21 protein-coding genes are annotated in these 18060 nt (G+C 69.5%); 10 read left to right on the top strand and 11 right to left on the bottom strand.

Annotation, left to right across the window (positions count from 1 at the left end):
- Positions 1–113: 113 nt before the first annotated feature.
- Positions 114–599, top strand: coding sequence for a pyridoxamine 5'-phosphate oxidase family protein (locus tag ERL55_RS06530; RefSeq protein ID WP_129135716.1), 486 nt, complete (start codon positions 114–116; stop codon positions 597–599).
- Between the two features lie 52 nt (positions 600–651).
- Here the strand turns inward: ERL55_RS06530 and ERL55_RS06525 are convergent, their stop codons facing one another.
- The 5 genes from ERL55_RS06525 to ERL55_RS06505 form a co-directional block, all read right to left on the bottom strand.
- Complete coding sequence (locus tag ERL55_RS06525) at positions 652–1263, bottom strand: DUF6151 family protein (RefSeq protein WP_129135715.1); 612 nt, start codon at positions 1261–1263, stop codon at positions 652–654.
- A gap of 12 nt (positions 1264–1275) precedes the next feature.
- Positions 1276–1902, bottom strand: coding sequence for an urea carboxylase-associated family protein (locus tag ERL55_RS06520; RefSeq protein ID WP_129135714.1), 627 nt, complete (start codon positions 1900–1902; stop codon positions 1276–1278).
- On the bottom strand, positions 1899–2642 hold the full coding sequence (gntA, locus tag ERL55_RS06515; protein WP_129135713.1) for a guanitoxin biosynthesis heme-dependent pre-guanitoxin N-hydroxylase GntA: 744 nt from the start codon (positions 2640–2642) through the stop codon (positions 1899–1901). The genes ERL55_RS06520 and gntA overlap by 4 nt, the downstream gene beginning before the upstream one ends.
- Positions 2643–2804: 162 nt before the next feature.
- Positions 2805–3335 (bottom strand): hypothetical protein, encoded by a 531-nt coding sequence (locus tag ERL55_RS06510; protein ID WP_129135712.1) that lies wholly within the window; start codon positions 3333–3335, stop codon positions 2805–2807.
- A 60-nt stretch (positions 3336–3395) separates the two neighbouring features.
- On the bottom strand, positions 3396–4331 hold the full coding sequence (locus ERL55_RS06505; RefSeq protein ID WP_129135711.1) for a pseudouridine synthase: 936 nt from the start codon (positions 4329–4331) through the stop codon (positions 3396–3398).
- 95 nt (positions 4332–4426) lie between these two features.
- Between ERL55_RS06505 and ERL55_RS06500 the strand changes: the two genes are divergently transcribed.
- The 5 genes from ERL55_RS06500 to rlmF all read left to right on the top strand — a co-directional run bounded on the left by ERL55_RS06500 (position 4427) and on the right by rlmF (position 9965).
- Positions 4427–4807, top strand: a complete 381-nt coding sequence (locus tag ERL55_RS06500; protein ID WP_129135710.1) for a YajD family HNH nuclease — start codon at positions 4427–4429, stop codon at positions 4805–4807.
- Positions 4808–5157: 350 nt separating this feature from the next.
- A complete protein-coding gene (locus ERL55_RS06495) occupies positions 5158–6807 on the top strand; it encodes a sodium:solute symporter family protein (RefSeq protein WP_206733381.1) in 1650 nt (549 codons plus the stop codon).
- On the top strand, positions 6804–6935 hold the full coding sequence (locus ERL55_RS15115; RefSeq protein WP_241685859.1) for a putative transporter small subunit: 132 nt from the start codon (positions 6804–6806) through the stop codon (positions 6933–6935). The genes ERL55_RS06495 and ERL55_RS15115 overlap by 4 nt, the downstream gene beginning before the upstream one ends.
- Before the next feature lie 1202 nt (positions 6936–8137).
- Complete coding sequence (locus ERL55_RS06490) at positions 8138–8992, top strand: PA4780 family RIO1-like protein kinase (RefSeq protein ID WP_129135708.1); 855 nt, start codon at positions 8138–8140, stop codon at positions 8990–8992.
- 7 nt (positions 8993–8999) lie between these two features.
- Positions 9000–9965, top strand: coding sequence for a 23S rRNA (adenine(1618)-N(6))-methyltransferase RlmF (gene rlmF / locus ERL55_RS06485; RefSeq protein WP_129135707.1), 966 nt, complete (start codon positions 9000–9002; stop codon positions 9963–9965).
- 3 nt (positions 9966–9968) lie between these two features.
- On the opposite strand, the gene ERL55_RS06480 is transcribed toward rlmF, so the two are convergent.
- Positions 9969–10412: a DNA methylase gene (locus tag ERL55_RS06480; protein ID WP_129135706.1), complete on the bottom strand. Its 444-nt coding sequence runs from the start codon at positions 10410–10412 to the stop codon at positions 9969–9971.
- 97 nt (positions 10413–10509) lie between these two features.
- Between ERL55_RS06480 and trmY the strand changes: the two genes are divergently transcribed.
- A complete protein-coding gene (gene trmY / locus ERL55_RS06475; RefSeq protein WP_129135705.1) occupies positions 10510–11103 on the top strand; it encodes a tRNA (pseudouridine(54)-N(1))-methyltransferase TrmY in 594 nt (197 codons plus the stop codon).
- Positions 11104–11112: 9 nt separating this feature from the next.
- Here the strand turns inward: trmY and ERL55_RS06470 are convergent, their stop codons facing one another.
- Positions 11113–11595 carry a DUF1456 family protein gene (locus ERL55_RS06470; RefSeq protein ID WP_129135704.1) on the bottom strand — a complete coding sequence of 161 codons (483 nt, stop codon included), beginning with the start codon at positions 11593–11595 and terminating at the stop codon, positions 11113–11115.
- Positions 11596–11666: 71 nt separating this feature from the next.
- On the opposite strand from ERL55_RS06470, the gene ERL55_RS06465 reads away from it, so the two are divergent.
- On the top strand, positions 11667–13550 hold the full coding sequence (locus ERL55_RS06465) for a glycerophosphodiester phosphodiesterase family protein (protein ID WP_129135703.1): 1884 nt from the start codon (positions 11667–11669) through the stop codon (positions 13548–13550).
- Between the two features lie 37 nt (positions 13551–13587).
- Here the strand turns inward: ERL55_RS06465 and ERL55_RS06460 are convergent, their stop codons facing one another.
- Complete coding sequence (locus ERL55_RS06460) at positions 13588–13899, bottom strand: hypothetical protein (protein WP_129135702.1); 312 nt, start codon at positions 13897–13899, stop codon at positions 13588–13590.
- A gap of 88 nt (positions 13900–13987) precedes the next feature.
- Between ERL55_RS06460 and ERL55_RS06455 the strand changes: the two genes are divergently transcribed.
- Positions 13988–14710 (top strand): rRNA pseudouridine synthase, encoded by a 723-nt coding sequence (locus tag ERL55_RS06455; RefSeq protein ID WP_129135701.1) that lies wholly within the window; start codon positions 13988–13990, stop codon positions 14708–14710.
- Between the two features lie 79 nt (positions 14711–14789).
- Here the strand turns inward: ERL55_RS06455 and ERL55_RS06450 are convergent, their stop codons facing one another.
- Positions 14790–15893 (bottom strand): alkene reductase, encoded by a 1104-nt coding sequence (locus ERL55_RS06450; protein WP_129135700.1) that lies wholly within the window; start codon positions 15891–15893, stop codon positions 14790–14792.
- 222 nt (positions 15894–16115) lie between these two features.
- Between ERL55_RS06450 and ERL55_RS06445 the strand changes: the two genes are divergently transcribed.
- Positions 16116–16427: an HPF/RaiA family ribosome-associated protein gene (locus ERL55_RS06445; RefSeq protein WP_129135699.1), complete on the top strand. Its 312-nt coding sequence runs from the start codon at positions 16116–16118 to the stop codon at positions 16425–16427.
- 62 nt (positions 16428–16489) lie between these two features.
- On the opposite strand, the gene ERL55_RS06440 is transcribed toward ERL55_RS06445, so the two are convergent.
- Both ERL55_RS06440 and ERL55_RS06435 read right to left on the bottom strand, forming a co-directional pair.
- A complete protein-coding gene (locus ERL55_RS06440; RefSeq protein WP_129135698.1) occupies positions 16490–17251 on the bottom strand; it encodes a hypothetical protein in 762 nt (253 codons plus the stop codon).
- Between the two features lie 45 nt (positions 17252–17296).
- Complete coding sequence (locus tag ERL55_RS06435; protein WP_129135697.1) at positions 17297–18046, bottom strand: hypothetical protein; 750 nt, start codon at positions 18044–18046, stop codon at positions 17297–17299.
- Between the last annotated feature and the right edge of the window lie 14 nt (positions 18047–18060).

Raw genomic sequence — 18060 nt, 5'->3', positions numbered from 1 at the left:
ACGGGGGACGTTGCTGCACCCGCCGTGTTGTGCGCAGGCTCCGCTGCGCATTTGGCGGCCCCGTCACGGCGCGGGCCGGACCCTGTGGGGCCTTGTGACCGATGGAGACACCCATGACCGATACCCGCGACCTCGAGAAGAAGTTCTGGAAGGCGCTCGACAAGGACCGCACCGTGATGCTCGGCGCATCCGGCGTCGAGCCGCGGCCGATGACCGCGATGGCCGAGGACCAGCACGCGCCACTGTGGTTCTTCACCTCGATCGATACCGAGCTTGCGCAGTCGCTGGAAGGCACTGGCGCCGGCCACGCAGCCAGCGCTTCGTTCGTGTCGAAGGACCACGACCTGTTCGCCACCATCACCGGCCAGGTGATGATCGACAACGACCGCGCGGTGATCGACCGCCTGTGGAACCCCTTCGTCGCCGCCTGGTACGAGGACGGCAAGGACGACCCCAAGCTGCGCCTGCTGCGCATGGACGCGGCGGAAGCGCACGTATGGCTCAACGAGAACAGCCTGCTGGCGGGCGTGAAAATGCTGCTTGGCGTGGATCCGAAGAAGGACTACGACGACAAGGTCGGCGACGTGCCGCTGCGCTGACGTGTTCGCGGGCGGCCCGGCCGCCCGCGCCCGATCCGGTGGATGACCCGTTTCAGTCCGCCGGGTTCCCCCGGGGTGCCGGCGTGGCCGCCTCGCGCTCGGCTTTGGACACCACCCGCGGCTCGACGACGGGCCGCGGGGTATCCGCGACGAAGAACGGGTTGTCGCGCTGCCGGCCCGGCAGCTTCGCCGCCAGTACGCCGGCCACGATGCGGGCGACGGTCAGCGCCGTGCGCAACCGGCTCCGCGGCACGATACCCGTCGCGGAACCGGTATTCACTGCCGCCTGCGCCGGACCAAGACTGCCGTCCACGACCGATGGATCCGCCGCGACACAGCCCACCAGCACGCCCGCATAGGGCAGGCGCGGATCACGCGGGGTATTGACCAGTGGCGTGTTGCAGCACGCCGAATGCCAGCGCAGCGGCCCGCGCGGGCTGAGCGTCAGGCAGGTGAGCTGCTCACGGCCCGTGGTGACCCGCAGGCCTGCCGGCTGCATCGCCACGATGTCGCTGCCGCCGCGCGCATCCAGCACGTCCTCGCGTGCGAGCAGCCGCGCATAGGCCTGGCAGTCACGGCAGTAGCACACGACACGGGCATAGGCGTCGCGCGGCTCGAGCGTTCCCTGCAACTGCCCGCAGCTGCACTGGAAGGTCATGGTCATTGGGGCTCCTGCTTATCCGCGCGAGCGGCGCTCCAGCACATAGTCGATCGGTTTATAGCTGAAATTGTTGGATTGCCCGGCCGAGCACGCAGTCATCGCAACCACCATCGGCATCTCCGCGCGCAGGCGGATGAAATCGCCCGGCTGGCTCAGGGGCGGCAGCACCGCCACCTCACCGCTCGTACCGTCCACGGTGACGTTCATGAAAATGTTGAACGCCACCGGGATGCGGTCGATGCCGATGCCATACGGCGCCAGCGCGGCCGCCAGGTTTCCTTCGCAACCAGGCCGGCCCTCGGTTTCGCCGTAGATGATCTCGAACATCCGCTTCGAACACGGGGTCAGGGTGAAGTCGTGGCGTCCGCAGGTGTCTTCGAGGATGGTGAACATCGGGCGGCTGCGGTTGGAGTACAGCACGTCGCCGGTGCTGAGCCAGAGCCTGGATGCATAGTCGATCGACCGGCCCGACGAAAGGTACTCCGCGAGGTCCTCGCGTGCGAAGGCGGTGAGGTCGCTGACCTGCTGGCCCATCGGGTCGATGACGATCAGTTCGTCACCGGCGTCCAGCTCCACGGCGTGGCCGGAGCACGGCGGGATCCGCTGCACCTGCGCATCCAGATGCCATCCGGCCGCGGTCATGCCCGGCTCCTCACGCGGAACGGGCAGGTCCAGCCATCGTCGACGGCGCGTCCGCTGTACTGGCGGGTTTCGGCTGCGGTGCCGAAATCGGCCAGGTTCGGGTTGATCGAGCCCTGCAGCGCGATATCGCGCGCACGGGTCGCGGCCTGCATCTTCGGGTAGCGCCCGTCCGCGCGCAGCCGCTCGAACTGGCGGTGCGAGTTGAAGACCAGCGCGGGCCACTCGAACCGCCGCGCCAGCCGCGAGGCTCCCGGGTGCAGGCCGATCACGAAGAACGGGTGCCCGGCGAGGCTGAGACTGAAACGCGGGTCATCGGGGTCCCGGCTGACATCGGCCGCCCACGGCGTGCCACGGCGGGCGTCGATCTCGTGCAGGCGCTGCAGCTGCGACCACAGCAGTGCCTCGAAACGGCGCTCGTCGGTGTCCGGCGGCCCGTCGAAGAGGGCGACGAAGGAATGGATGGTGCTGTCGCCGGGGTCCATTGCGTCCACGCGACGGGCGAACACCGCAAGGCTCTGGAGCAGCGCCACATCGTTGCCGCGGTCACCGAGCCGGCCGAACTCGCCGGTCTCGATCGCACCCCGTGCCAGCGCTGCCTTGGCACCGACGCAGGGAAACGTGGGATCGGCCACGAAGTCGAGAAAGCGGGCGGCGATCGTACCCGTCGCTTCGATGGTCACGGGTACCGGAACTGCCGCTGCACGGGCGGTGCCGCGGGTGGCGCGGGGACAGGAGGTCATGCGGGGACTGGCTCTGCTTTCGCCGGATTGGCATGCAACCGAGGTTAGGCAGGCGGTAGCGACCGCGATGTATATTCAGCAACATGTCCCGGTGCGAACAGCGGCGCGGATTCATGGAGATGAGTGCGCCATCACGCCCCTCCCCCGGCGTGGGTCGACGCCTTACAGCGTTCCGGTGACCGCGCCGCCGCGCGCGGTCAGCAGCTCCCGTGCGCGCTGCTGTTCATCCTTCGAGCGCGCGTGCACGAGCACGGTGGTCCGATGCGCGTCAATGGCCGACCGCGCGGCGTCGACGTAGCGGTCGTGGTCGGGACGCATCGCGATCAGCCCGCCCAGCATCAGCCCGCCCACGCCACCGAAGGCGATCGTCACCAGCGCTGCGGCCACCGGCGACTGCACGACGAAGGGCAACGCGGCCCACATCATGATCGCGAACGCGATGGCGCCGGCGGCGGCGCCGAACAGGCCCATGCGGATGTGGGCCACGACGATCGTGCGCCAGATGCCGCCCCCTTCCGGCTCGAGCTTGATGGCGGCATCGGGCTCGTCCGGGGTGACCACCTTGACCTGCGTGGGATGCAGGGCGAGTGCCTGCACCAGCCCTTCAGCGGCCTCGCGTGCGGCGGCCGCGGTGTCGAACACGGCGGCCAGCTTGCTGTTGGAGACTTCTCCGGTGAGCGGATGATTGGACATGCGGCAGGCCTCTGGTCGCGATGCCGAATCATTTGCGTGCCGGCGTCCCGCAGACGTGAATTACCGCATCCCCGCGGTGGCCGCGTTCATCGTGGCGGCGTGCGCACCGCGCGAGAAGCGCCTGCGCTCACCGCTCAACGGATCGTCGAATTCCAGCGCGTGCGCGAACAGCTGCAGCGGCCGGGCATGGTCGTCGCCGCGGTCATCGAGCACGGGGTAGAAGCGGTCGCCCACGATCGGTGCGCCAAGTGCGGCCATGTGCACGCGCAGCTGGTGCTTGCGCCCGGTCACCGGCTCCAGGCGATAGCACCATGCATCGCCGCCACGCGCGTGGACGTCGACGCGCGTCTCGCTGTTGGGCACTCCGTCGGCCTCGCGCATGCGGAAGAACGGTTCGCCGCGCTCCAGTCGGCTGCGGTGCACATGCGGAAACCGCAGCGCAGGCAGCGGCGCTGCGAACGCCCGGTACTCCTTGTGGATCCGGCGCTCGCGGAACAGTGCCTGGTAGGCGGCCCGGCTTGCCGGGTCCGCGGAGAATAGCACCAGCCCGGCAGTGTCACGGTCGATGCGGTGCAGGGGCACCAGCGCGGAATTGCCGAGGCGCTGCACGAGGCGGGTCAGCAGGGTTTCGCGCACGTACGCACCCGTGGGCGCGACCGGCAGGAAATGCGGCTTGTCCACCACCACCAGGTGCGCATCGGCATGCAGCAGCGTCTCGACGAACGGGATCGCCGGCTCGTCGGGTACCTCGCGGAAGTACTGGACGTCGGCACCGACGCGGTAGGGCGCGGTCACGTCGAGACACGCACCATCGGCATCGAGCACGCGGCCGCGCGCGAAACGCTCCCGCCAGGTATCGCGCCCCACCTGCGGGAACCGCGCGCACAGCGCATCGAGCACGGTCGCCCACGGGCCGGGTGGCAGCTGCAGGCGACTGGCCGGGACTCCGTCGCGGGTCGCCCGTGCGGTCTGGGACCGGATCGATGGTTTCGTCATCCGGCGAGGATATGGCCGGGCTGCCGCATGTGCAGCCTGTGCGGCGTCGCGCCCCCCGGCTTATGCTCGACGCCTGCCCACCACCCGCAACCCCGATGGCCACGCCCCCGCGCCAGCCCGACAACGCCCGCCTCGACCGCATCGTCGCCGAGGCACGCCGTGATGCCGAACAGCGCGCCAGGGGTTACCGCGAACGCGCGCTCGGCATGTATCCGTGGGTCTGCGGCCGCTGCGCACGCGGGTTCACCCGCGCCAACCTGTCGGAACTCACCGTCCACCACCGCAACCATAACCACGACGACAACCCGCCCGACGGCAGCAACTGGGAACTGCTGTGCGTGTACTGCCACGACAACGAGCACTCACGCTACAACGATCACACCGGCGTTGCCGCGGGCCGTGCCGAGGATGCAGTGGCCGCCGCGACGACGCAGCCGTTCGCCGCACTGGGTGCCCTGCTCAAGCGCGACGGCTGAGGTCCTGCCGGGCGCCGCGCGCCCGCCCCCGGCTGCACGACAAGACAGGAAACGCCGGCGATTTCCGCTGTTTTTCGCTGCGCGTGCGCGCCGCTCGCCGCGTTGCCGACATGAAGACGGGGTGAAGTCCCTGCCCCCAGCTGGTAGACTCCACCGCATCGCCGCGACCCATGCGCGAGCGACCGTCACGGTCGCACCCGGGGCCGCATTTCCGGCGCAGTCGAACTTCGCGGACCGTGTCCGCCCCGTCGATGCCTTACGAGGATGTGCGACCTGCACGTCCGGCGTCAGCCGTTCCTGCGCCGTCATCGCGCGCCTTCCGGGCGCGTGCACGGAGGAACCGCCCGCCTGTGGACGACGTCCCGTTCTATCAATTGCAGACTTCCACCGCCCTGCTGCTGTTGTTCGCGTTCTATGGCGGCACGTTCCTCATGTCCACGCGCATCGGCCGCCGGCACGAGAACGTCGATGGCTACATGAACGCGAACGGCGCCGTGGGCTTCGGCATCTCCGCCGCCAGCATGACCGCGACATGGATCTGGGCGGCCTCGTTCTACGCGGCGGCCACCTCCGGCTACAAGTACGGCATTTCCGGGCCGATCCACTATGGCCTGTGGGGCGCGCTGATGATCCTCTTCATCTATCCCTTCGGGCGCCGCTTCCGCGAAGTCGCCCCGCGCGCGCACACCCTGGCCGAGATCATGCACGCACGCCACGGGCGTGGCAGCCAGATGATCCTGGCCGGCTCCAACATCGTCGGCAGCATCATCAGCCTGATGGCCAACTTCACCGCCGCCGGTGCCCTGGTGGCGATGCTGTCGCCGCTGGATTTCGTGCACGGCGTGCTGATCGCGGGCCTCGGCACGCTGTCCTACTCGCTGTGGTCGGGCTTCCGCGCATCGGTGATGACGGATGTCGCCCAGGTTGCCGCACTGCTCGGCGCCGCCGCGCTGATCATCCCGCTGGTGTTCTTCAACGCCGGCGGCAGCGACGTGATCGCGCAGGGCTGGGAACGCCTGAGCAGTGAGCAGGCGTCCTTCTTCTCGAAGACCGCCTTCCTCGAACAGGGCGCGCCCTATTTCGTCGCGGTGCTGGCCTATGCCATCGGCAACCAGACCATTGCCCAGCGCCTGTTCGCGGTGCGCGAGGACCTGATCAGGCCGACGTTCCTGGCGGCCACCCTCACCTACGGCGCCACCGTGATCGGGCTGGGCATGCTCGGGGTGATCGCCCTGCTGGTGGGCATGGAGCCAAACGGTGGCGACCACAACAACCTGATCCCGCAGATGGCCTCGAGCTATCTCGGCCCGGTGATGATCGGCGTGTTCTTCATCATGGTCATCGGCTCGCTGTCGTCGACCGCGGACTCCGATCTTTCGGCGCTGTCGGCGATCATGATGACCGACGTCTACGGCAAGAACCTCGCGCGCAAGGGGCGGGTCAACCCGGCGACGATGCTGCTGGTCGGGCGTACCACCATGATCGTGGCCACCACCGCGGGGCTGGTCTTCGCGAGCATGCGCGTGGACATCCTCTCGCTGCTGGTATTCGTGGGCGCACTGTGGGGCTCGATCGTGTTCCCGGTGATCGCAAGCTTCTACTGGGGTCGCATCGACAACCGTGCGTTCACCTCGTCGGTGCTGGTGTCGCTGGTGGTGTTCACCCTGCTGCGCTTCGAACTGCTGCCACTGGACGGGCTGCCGGTGGTGGTGTTCGAACTGTTCGCGGCCGTCGGTGCCGGGGTGGTGCTCGGGCTCATGGCATTCGGCTTCTGCGGCAGGCGCGTGGGCCTGCTGGTGGGCGCCATCGCCGCGATCGTGCTGGCTCCATTTATGGTCGGCTTCCTGCGCGACTACGTGGTGCTGCTGAGCTCGCTCAATGCCTACGGCATCAGCACCGTGGTGTGCACCCTGATGAGCCTGCGCAACCGGGATTCCTTCGACTTCGACCTCATTGGCGAACGCGTGCGTGCGTTCCAGCAACCGGAGACCACCCCATGAACGTGTATCTGATGACCCTCTACGTGCTGCTGTGGCCGCTGCTGGTGGCGATCATGATGGTGGTGATCGGCCGCGGCGTGCTGATGGACATCCGGCGCGCGCGGCGCACCGGTGAAGACCTGGTCTGACGGGCCGGTCCGCGCTGGCGTTGTCGCGCCGTTGTGGCACCGCGGGCGCATACTGGGCGGGCCGACTGCGCCGCAGTCCAGCGCCGATGCGCCGAGGAGAGACGAAATGAGCAAGGGCCTCAACCAGAAGAAAGAGCAGAAGAAGAAACCGGCCAAGACCATGAAGGAGAAGAAGGCCGAGAAGCGCGAGAAGACCGCGACCAAGGGCTTCGCCCCGGTCTGACCGCGCTCCAGCGACGCTCGCGAGGCCCGGCATGTCCGGGCCTTTTTCTTTGGTCGTCTCCGATCGAGGGATTCCATCCCAGCGCGGAGGCTCGCGTGCGGAAGCTTTGAACCGGACCAGGCCAGAGCCAGAGCCGGAGCCAGGGCTAGAGCCGGAGCCAGGGCTAGAGCCGGAGCCGAGCCAGGCGCCAGAGCAGAGCCGGGGCCAGAGCCGGAGCGCGGGCCGGATGGCGGCGCCGGCGGCCCGCCGCGGCCACAGGGGGATGCCCAGCCGGATATCTCCGCGTCCTGCTCCCACATCCGGCCGCCGGCCGTCCATGGCCGGCTCTGGACATCCCCCTGCGTCCACGGCGGGCCCGAACCGTCGCTGGGTCCGGACGAAGAACGTCAGGACGAGGAACGCACGCGTGGCCGGTTGCAGGCGAGCGCAGCAACCGCTGCTCGTGACCTCGAATGCCAAAGCTGCCGAATGCACGTGCGTGTCAGCGCGCCGGCGACGCCGGTACAACGGCTGTGGATTTTCGTACCGGAGCCGGCGAATGCCCGGGCCCGTCGCGTGCACCGGGGGGTGTGCTCCCAGCCGGCCATGGATGGCCGGCGGCCGGCCGTGGTAGCTGGACGCGGACTCCGGCCGGGGGAGCACACCCCCCGGTGCGCGCGACGGGCAGCGCCGCCCGGAACGAAGCACCTCACCGCCACCCGCGACCCGGCACCGGAACCCGGCACCCGGGCTTGCGCCGCCGCCGCATGGAGACGAGCGCGGACGAGGCCACGCTGTGCGCCATGGGGCGCACGACGCGCACGCCGCACTCCAACCGTGTCAATTCCCCCGGTGTCAGGAGATGAACCTTGCGCGACGTGCCGTCGGACCGGCGGAACGTGAACTCCCGCCGCACGCACCCGGCGCGTTCGGGCGCGCTTTCGGCGACACTGCACGCCCGTCGCGGGGCCCTGCCCGCGCGACCCAGCCCCGGGACCCCGTGAAAACTCCTGCAAGCCTGCTGACGCTGATCGAAGAAGGCGTCATCGATGAAGTGGTGCGACCGCTCAAGAGCGGCAAGGAAGCCGCCGTCTACGTTGTCCGCTCCGGCGGCGAGGTGCGGTGCGCCAAGGTCTACAAGGACATGGCGCACCGCAGTTTCCAGAAGCGCGTGCAGTACCAGGAAGGCCGCAAGTCGCGCGGCAGCCGCGAATCGCGCGCCGTCGCCACCGGCAGCCGTTACGGCCGCCGGCAGCAGGAGGCGGAGTGGAAGAACGCCGAGGTGGATGCGCTGTACCAGCTGCGCGCCGCCGGCGTGCGGGTGCCCGAGCCGCACGGCTTCTTCCACGGCGTGCTGGTCATGGAGCTCGTCACCGATGCCGCCGGCTTCTCCGCGCCCCGCCTGGGCGAAGTCGAGCTCACCGCGGAGCAGGCGCGCGAGTTCCACGCGGTGCTGGTGCGCCAGGTGGTGCGGATGCTGTGCTGCGGCCTGATCCATGGGGACCTGTCGGCCTACAACGTGCTGGTCGGGCCCGATGGCCCGGTGGTGATCGACTTCCCGCAGGTGGTCAGCGCCGCCGGCAACAACGCCGCGCGCACGATGCTGCTGCGCGACGTCAACAACCTCACCGCCACCCTCGGTCGCTGGGCGCCGGAACTGCTCGACACCTGGTACGGCGAGGAAATGTGGGCGCTGTTCGAGGCCGGTGCGCTGCAGCCCGACACCGTGCTCACCGGCGAGTTCACGTTCGACGAAGGCACCATCGATCTCGACGGCGTGCGCGACGCCATCAACGACGCACGCGAGCTGGCACTGATCCGCCAGCAGGGGCGCGAGGCGCAGGACGAGAACTGATCGCGGCATGACGGCGAAGACACCCGGATCGCAGCGGCCGGCCCGCAGGTTCCACCCGCGCAACCGCCACCAGGGGCGCTACGACTTCGCGCGGCTGCTGCAGGCGTGGCCCGCATTGGCCCCGCACCTGGTCACCACCCCGCGCGGAGACACCAGCCTCGATTTCAGCGATCCGGCGGCCGTGCGCGAACTCAACCGCGCGCTGCTCCACGTCGACTACGGCATCGCCCACTGGGACCTGCCCGACGGTGCGTTGTGCCCACCGATCCCCGGTCGCGCCGATTACCTGCACGGCCTCGCCGACCTGCTGGCCGACACCGGCGACGGCACGGTTCCGCGCGGCGCCGGGGTCCGCGTACTCGACATCGGCGTCGGCGCCAGCTGCATCTATCCGCTGCTGGGCCATGCCGGGTACGGCTGGCGCTTCGTCGGCACCGACATCGATGCCACCTCGCTGCAGGTGGCCGCGGCGATCGTCCATTCCAACCGCCTGGACCGGGCGATCACGCTGCGCCACCAGCCGCGCCGCGGGCAGGTGTTCCGCGGGGTGATGCACGACGACGACCGCTTCGACCTGACCCTGTGCAATCCGCCGTTCCACGCCTCCGCGAAGGAGGCCGCGCAGGCCAACCAGCGCAAGCGGCACCAGCTGGCCACGCCGGAGCGGCCTTCGACGACAGCGGCACTGAACTTCGGCGGCCATGACCACGAGCTGTGGTTCGAGGGCGGCGAAGCGGAGTTCCTGCGCCGGATGGTGCGCGAAAGCCGCGCCTACGGCGCGCAGGTGCTGTGGTTCAGCAGCCTGGTCGCGAAGTCCGCCCACCTGCCCGGCGTGCGCCGGCAGCTGCGCGAGGCGGGTGCGGTCGAGGTGCGCGAGGTCGCGATGGCCCAGGGCAACAAGCAGAGCCGGTTCGTGGCGTGGACCTTCCTCGAGGCCGACGCGCGCGCGCAATGGCGGGCGACGCGCCGGTAGGCATCACCCCGGGTCGTCGAACAGCGCCGGCCCCGCCTCGCGCATGAAGATGCCCAGCGTCACCGGGCCGACGCCCTTGAACGCAAGCACCCGACGCTCGAAATCCTCGCGGTCCGTCGCCGCCTCGGCAATGCCGAGGATGCGCCCGCCGTACTGGTCGATCAGCGTCCGGCACAGCAGCGTCAGGCGTTCGGCGGTGGATTCGTCGTAGCGCCGGTAGCCGCCCTCGCCCAGCATGCGCACCAGTTCGCGGTGGCTGCAGGCACACAGCCTGTCGGGCGTATCGAGACCATGCGTGACCACCAGCACGCGCCAGGTCTGCGCCGCCACCGCCTGGGAGATGCGGTTGCCGAACAGGAAGCTGGCCAGGAACCAGCGGAACAGCGACGTCTCGTCGCGCGGCTGCACTTCGAAGCCGAGATCACGGGGCAGCAGTTGACGCAGCATGCATGGGCTCTGGTGGTGGAACGGTCGGACGGATTTACGGGGACAATGGCAGCCGGCGCGCCGCTGCGGTGCGAACGGCCACACCACCAGGACCCGGATGCGAACCTTCGTACTCAGAGCGCGCGCGGCGCCGACCGACAGCCAGGCACTGCTGGCCTCGGTCGGCCGCGACGCGCACAGCGAGATCCTCGCGCACACGCTGATGAACGCCGTGTTCGTCGCGCAATCGCACCGCGCCGACGTCATCGTCCACCTGGTGCTCGAAAGCACCCGCGACTACTCGCGCAGCATCCGCTTCGAGGCCAACGCCATGCAGGACATCGGCGGCTTCGACGAGCGCACGCTGCTCGGCCGCATCGCCCATGCGCTGGATGTCTCGCGCGGCATGGCCAAGGAGGAGACCCGCCCGGTGGAGCCCGGCGTCACCGTCAGCACCACCAGCTTCGAGCGGCTGGTACAGGCGCTGTCGGTGGACCACCAGCTGTTCCTGATGGACCCGAAGGGCACGCCGATCCGCGGGCAGGTGTTCGCCGACAACCCCTGTTTCCTGCTGACCGACCACATCCCGATGCCGAAGAAGGTCATTCCCGGCCTGGAACGCATGGGCGCGCGGAAACTGGCGCTCGGACCGAGGATGCTGTTCGCATCGCAGTGCGTGGTGCTGATCCACTACGAACTGGACCAGCGCTGACGACCGGCCTCAGCCGCTGGCCTGGCCGCCGCGCACGCGCAGGGTCAGGCCCTTGAGGAAGTTGCGCAGCAGCTGGTCGCCACAGGCGCGGAAGTTGCGGTGCCCGGCCTGGCGGAACAGCGCGGAAAGTTCCGGCTTGGTCACCGGGAAGCCGGCAGCGTCGAAGATCGCATGCATGTCGGCATCGGTCAGTTCGAACGCCACCCGCAGCTTCTTCAGCACCACGTTGTTGGTGATGCGCTTCTCCACCGGCCGCGGCGGCCTGCCTTCCTCGCGCCCGCGCAGGTGCACGATCAGGCCATCGAGCACGTGCGCCAGCACCTCGTCGCTACAGGCGACATGGCCGGGCTCGTCCTCCCTGAGCAGCATCGCGCGCACCGTGTCGCGGTCGACGTCGAAGGCGGGGTCGGCGAGCCGGGCGATGTCGATGAGCTTCTGGTCGCCCAGGTCGAGCATGTAGCGGATGCTGCGCAGGACGTCGTTGTTGATCATCGGACCGGCAGGGAGGTGGGGCGCGCAGTCTACCCACTCCGGCTTCGCGCGCGGTGACTACACTTCCGGCGATGCGCAACGGCCGGGACATGCAGGGTGGCGGACACGACGGCGGCGGCCGCGCGACCGCCGTCATCACCGATGACCGCCGGCTGTTGCGCGGCATCCTCGTCCACGACATCCGCCGCGACCTGCGCCGCCACCTCCGGCCGATGCTGGCCTGGTACCTGCTGTTCACCGCGTTCGCGACCATCGCCGCGGCACCACTGACCACCTGGTCGCTGGCAGCGCTGCTGCACTGGGTCGAGGGGCCGCTGGCAGGCGAGCTCAACGACCTTGCCCGCGACCTTCTGGCGCTGGCGTGGCTGGCACTGGCCGGTGCGCTGTCGTGGTACGTGGTGATGCTGCAGCAGGCCGGCATGCTGCTGGTCTCCGCCAGCCGCGGCTGCCGCTACCGCACCGCCGCCGCGGCACTGCTGGGCATGCTGCGCCGCGCACTGCCGCTGGCGGTGCTGGCCGCCCTGCAGGTGTCCGCCCACGCGCTGCTTGCCGTGCCCTGGCTGGTGGTTGGCGGCACCCTGTACTGGCTGCTGCTGGGCGGATACGACCCCTACTTCGTGGTGGCTACACGGCCGCCGGCACTCTGGGGTTTTCTTGCCGGTTTCCTGCCGGTCCTGGTCGCCGGGCTGTTGCTGCACGCCACGCTGTACTTCCGCTGGCTGCTGGCCACGCCCGCGCTGGTGCTGGAAGGCCGTTCACCGGTGGCTGCGCTGGTGCGCAGCCGCGACCTCACCCGCGGCCGGCACCTGCGCATCGCGGCGCTGGTGGTGGGCGTGGCGCTCACCGTCGCTGCGCTGCCGCTGCTGGTGACCGCGCTGTACGACCGCACGGCGACACCGTTGCTGGACTGGATCCCACCCCATCGCGTGCTCGCCAACATCGGCATGGTGGTCTACCTGACGCTGTATGCCGCCACCGCGCTCGGCGTGCTGCTGCTGGGCACCACCCTCAACACGTTGCTGGTGCGTGCCCTGTTCCACCGCCTTGGCGGTGCCCGGGGCGGCCGCGCCGTCGATGCCACGCCCGCCCACCCCGGGCGTTTCGTATGGGGCGCGGAAGCGGCGTTCCTGGTGGTGGCGCTGGTGCAGGCGTCGCTGGCGGTGGCCAGCATGAACCTGCGCAACGAGGTGACCGTGACCGCGCACCGCGGTGCATCCACCGTGGCGCCGGAGAACACCCTCGCCGCATTCCAGGCGGCGGTCGATGCCGGCGCCGATGCGATCGAGTTCGACGTGCGCCTGAGTGCGGATGGCGAGGTGGTGGTGTTCCACGACAGCGACTTCCGCCGCGTGGCCAACGACCCGCGTGCGGTGGAGGACCTGCCACTGGCCGCAATGCGCGACATCGACATCGGCAGCTGGTTCGACCCGGCTTTCCACGGTGAACGCATCGCGACGCTTGGCGAAGCGCTCGCCTTCATCGACGGCCGTGCGCTGGCCCTGGTCGAGCTGAAGCCCGACGCGCACAACGCGCAGGCGCTGCTCGATGCGACCCTGCGGGAAATCGGGCATGGCGGCCGGGACGACGTGGTCATGCTGGCCTCGCTGTCGCCGGAGCTCGTGCGCGCGGCCCGCGAGACATCTCCGGAAGTGCAGCTCGCTCTGTTCGCCACGGCCGCGCTGCCGGGCGCCTCGCGCCGCACCGACTTCGACATGCTCGGCCTCAACCACCTGCAGATCGATACCGCCGCGGTGGCCGATGCCCGCCGCCACGGCTACCTGCTGCAGGCATGGACGGTGAACGACCCGGAACGCATGGCCCGCTACATGGACCTGGGCGTCAACGACATCAGCACCGACGTCCCGGCAGAAGCGGTGCGCGTGCGTGCCGGGCGCGCAGCCCTGGGCGACGTGGAACTGCTGCTGGCGCGCCTGCACAGCTGGTTCCGGCGTTGAGACAGGCGGCTACCGCTGCCGGTGCGCCGGTGGCCGGTCAGAGATCGAAGTGGCAGAGCGTCACCGCCTCGTCCTCGCGGATTCCCGGGTAGTGGATCCGCAGCACCGCGAGCAGACCTGCCGGCGTGCGGCAGGCGGGGTCGTGCTCGAACCTCAGCGCGTCCGCATCGATGTCGCGCAACAGCCGCACCGCGGTCTCGAGGCACACCGGCGGCGACAGGCTGCCGTCGCCCAGCCGCAGACGGGCGAACGGCACGCCATGCCAGCGGGTGCCGCGCCGCACCGTGGTGTTGCGGCCGGCCAGGAACACCGGATGCGCGAATTCCAGTATCGGAGGTGACCCGGCCATCGGCGCAGGATAGCCGCACGGGTGCGGCACCACGACCCCGCAAGGGGACGGCCGGTACACTGCGCGGCCCGATCCACGGCAGCCTTCCATGTCCGACCCCGTACGCCTGGCCAGACGCGTCATCGAACTGACCGGGTGTTCCCGCGCCGATGCCGAGCAGTACATCAAGGGCGGCTGGGTCTCGGTCGACGGTGCAGTGGTCGAGGATCCGGCGTTCCGGGTGACCACCGAAGCCATCGAGGTCGACCCCGCCGCGCAACTGGCCGCGGCGGAGCCGGCGACCATCCTGCTGCACAAGCCGGCCGGCTACGACACCATCAGCGGCCCGCAGCCCGCCGCTCCGCTGGTGCAGCCTGACACGCGCTGGCCGGAGGATCCATCCGGCGTGCGCATGCTGCAGCGCCACTTCCACCGCCTGACCCCACTGGTGCCGCTGGATGCCGAAGCCAGCGGGCTGATGGTGCTTACCCAGGACGGCCGCGTGTGGCGCCGCCTCACCGAGGACCGCGACGGGATCGAGCAGGAATACATCGTCGAGGTCAGCGGCGAACTGCCGCCATGGGGCCTCGCACGCCTCAACCACGGCCTGGAGTACGGCGGCCGCGCGATCCCGCGCTGCAAGGTGAGCTGGCAGAACGAGATCCGCCTGCGTTTCGCGCTCAAGGGCGTGCAGGGCGGGCAGCTGCGCCACATGTGCGCGGAGGTCGGCCTGGAGGTGGTGGCGATCCGCCGCATCCGCATCGGCAGGATCGCGCTGGCGAAGATGCCCGTCGGCACGTGGCGCTACCTGCCGGTGGGCGAGCGCTTCTGAGCAGCATCCGGTAACGACCTGGCCGACGCAGGCACCCCGCTTCGGGAATGCCTGCGCCTGGAACCTGTGCGGGGGGCGCTCAGCCCTGCTCCATCGTCGGGTAATCGGTATAACCGCGCTCGGCGCCGCCGTAGAAGGTCGAGGGGTCCGGCTCGTTGAGCGTGGCACCGGCGCGGAAGCGTTCGATCAGGTCCGGATTGGCAATGAATGGCCGCCCGAACGCCACGGCATCGGCGATGCCCGATGCGATCAGCGCATCCGCGGTCCGGGCCGTATAGCCGCCGCAGAAGACCAGCACACCCTGGAAAGCCTCGCGCAATGCGCGGCGGAACGCCTCGTCCAGCTTCGGGCCACCGGCCCAGTCCGGCTCGGCGATATGCAGGTAGGCGATGCCGCGGCGGCTGAACTCCCGCGCCAGGTACAGCGCGCTTTGCTCCGGCTCCGCGTCGGCGATGCCATGCCCGCTGAAATGCGGCGACAGGCGCACGCCCACGCGGCCCGCACCGAGCGCGTCCACCACCGCATCCACCACCTCCAGCACGATCCGCGCACGGTTCTCGAGCGATCCGCCGTAACGATCACTGCGGGTGTTGCTGTTGGTCGACAGGAACTGCTGCAGCAGATAGCCGTTGGCGGCATGCACCTCCACCATGTCGAAACCGGCACGGTCGGCGCGTTGCGCGGCGCTCGCATAATCGGCCACGACACCGGCGATCTCGTCGGTTTCCAGCGCACGTGGCACCGCCGTGGGCACGTTGCCCGGGGTGCCGTCCTCCTGCACCACGAAGGCACTCGCGCCTTCCGCGGCGATCGCCGACGGCGCAACCGGCGTCGCGCCATCCACCTGCGCCAGCGGGTGCGAGATGCGACCGACGTGCCACAGCTGCGCGGCGATGCGTCCGCCCCTGGCATGCACGGCATCCGTCACCTGCTTCCAGCCGGCTTCCTGCGCGTCGCTGTAGATGCCCGGCGTCCACGCATAGCCCTGGCCCTGTGGGGAGATCTGCGTCGCTTCCGAGACGATCAGCCCGGCGCTGGCGCGCTGCGCGTAGTACGTGGCGTTGAGTGGCGTGGGCACGTCGCCGGGCTGGCCCGCGCGCGAACGCGTCAGTGGCGCCATGACCACGCGGTTGGGAAGGGTGAGCGAACCGGCCTGGACCGGCGACAGCAGGTGCGAATGCATGACAACTCCGTGAGCGTGGGGACGGACCCTTGATGGGTGCGGCCGGCAAGGATCGCAACCTGCCCTGTGCGACGGCGACGCCGCGTGAGCCGCGCGTGCCATGCGCATGGGAACCGGGCGATGCACGTTTTTCCGGTGGCGGCGCGCGGTGCACGCTTCACGTAAGGCCCGCGCGGCGGATGCGATGGTGGCGGAAACCTTCGCAACCAGAGGAGCCGCCCAGTGATCATCCAGTTGAACACCGACAACCATATCGACGGCACCGATGCGCTGGAGACGCATATCAACGGCATGCTCGAGCAGCATCTCGGGCGGTTCTTCCCGCGCCTGAGCCGGATCGAGGTGTTCATCTCCGACACCAATTCGATCAAGGGCGGCCAGGACAAGCGCTGTGCGATCGAAGTGCGTATGCAGAATGACGACCCGATAGCGGCCAGCCACGAAGAGCAGGACATCGACCGTGCCGTGCGCGGCGCCTGCGACAAGCTCAAGGGGCTGCTGGATTCGCGCATCGAGAAGGAACGCGGTTACTGAGGCACCACGCTTGCCGATACCCGCGGGCGCGCCGTACGCGCGCCTGCCGCGCACCTTGCCGGTTACCCGTGTCGGGCGCGATGGCGCTCCAGCGTGCGGGACACGCGCGCCAGCGCCGCATGCACTTCCTCCCTGAAGCCGCCCGCTGGAAGTGTCCGCACGGCCGAGTGCGCGGCGCACACGATCCGGGTATCGGCCCACTCCACCGCCACGCGCCGGGCCCACGCCGCGTAGGCATCCGCGGCGCCCGCGGTCTGCTTCAGCCCACGCGCAAGCATCGGGTGCATGCGTAGCGACGACTGTGGAAGCACACCGCGCAGGATTCCCGGCGCTGCCACCACATTGAAGGTGTCGTCGACATGGACGAGGCCTTCGCTTCGGTGTCGCACCAGCACCGAGGCCACGTGCACGCGCTCGTCCGGGCAGACGAAGTCGACGCCATCGGGCACTGAAAGATCGAACACGTCCGCCAGCGGGTGGTCGCCACCCCATTCCTCCACCGGCGTGCCGGCCCACGGCAGCGACGGTGCCTTGCGGCGATGCCGCGCGGTGCCATACAGGGCTGCCGCCGGGAACAGCCGGTGCGTGGCTTCCACATGCAGGGTGTGGAACGGGTGCACATGCACCACCGCACCCACCAGCGCGCCGTCGCCGGTCAGTGCCATCAGCGCCCTGCGTTGCGGCTCATCGAGTGCGCAGCCATCGATCACCACGTATCGGCCGTCCGGCCGCCGCACGATCGACATATGCGTGCCGATATCGAGCACGCCGCCCACCCGGTACACCCCGCGGAGATTCCAGAACGTTTCGGCCAGCTGCTTCATCGCGCAAGCATAGGCGCCAGGCGTGAAGCCGCGATGCCGGGCGGGTCAGAACGTCGGCGTCGTGTCTTCGATCACTTTCATGGCCTCGGCCTGCCTGCGGCGAAGTGCATGCAGGTCCGGCTCCGCACTGGCGTTGTTGCGCTTGTGCAGCGCCCGCAACTCCGGCGCGATGACGTCCACCTGGCGGTTGCGCTGGAACATCGCGCGCTCCCCCGGCTCGAGCTGGCAGTTCCGGCTCAGGATCTCCAGTGCGTCGCCGGTGGTGGCCGCGCCACTCTGGAGATTGACCACCACGCCCAGCGTGTCTCCCAACGGATCGAGCGCTACGCAGATCGCATCGATGGTGTCGTGACTGCGCGCGGCATCATGGGACACGATCGCGAAAATGTTTTCGCGATCGATCCATGCCACCGAACGCACACCCGGCACCTCGCGGGCGGCCGCGCGCGCGGCTTCGCGATCCACGGGCCTGGACACATCGGCGAGCCGGATGGACCGTCGGAAGTCGTCGTTGAGCGCCTCCATACCCGCCTGCACACCGTCGCGATCACCGAGCAGGGCCGAGCTGCGGATGCTGGCCACCTGTGCGGCCGTTCGCAGCGGATTCAGTGGTTCGCCGGCACGTGGCGGACGCTCCCCGGTGGTCTCGGCGTCGCGCGGTGCGCACGCCGCAATCATCAGCGAGAGGCCGATCGCCAGCATCCGCCCGGCCAACACGCCCGACGCCGTAATCGCCGCTGCGTACCGGTATCCATCCAGTCCCATCGTCCCTGCCCCTTCCTTCTGTTCGTCCATGTCGGTGTGCGAAC

It is taken from the genome of Luteimonas sp. YGD11-2, from assembly GCF_004118975.1.
Taxonomy (GTDB): Bacteria; Pseudomonadota; Gammaproteobacteria; order Xanthomonadales; family Xanthomonadaceae; genus Luteimonas; species Luteimonas muca.
Note: the sequence above shows the minus strand (reverse complement) of the source record. Positions and strands in the feature narration are given on the sequence as shown.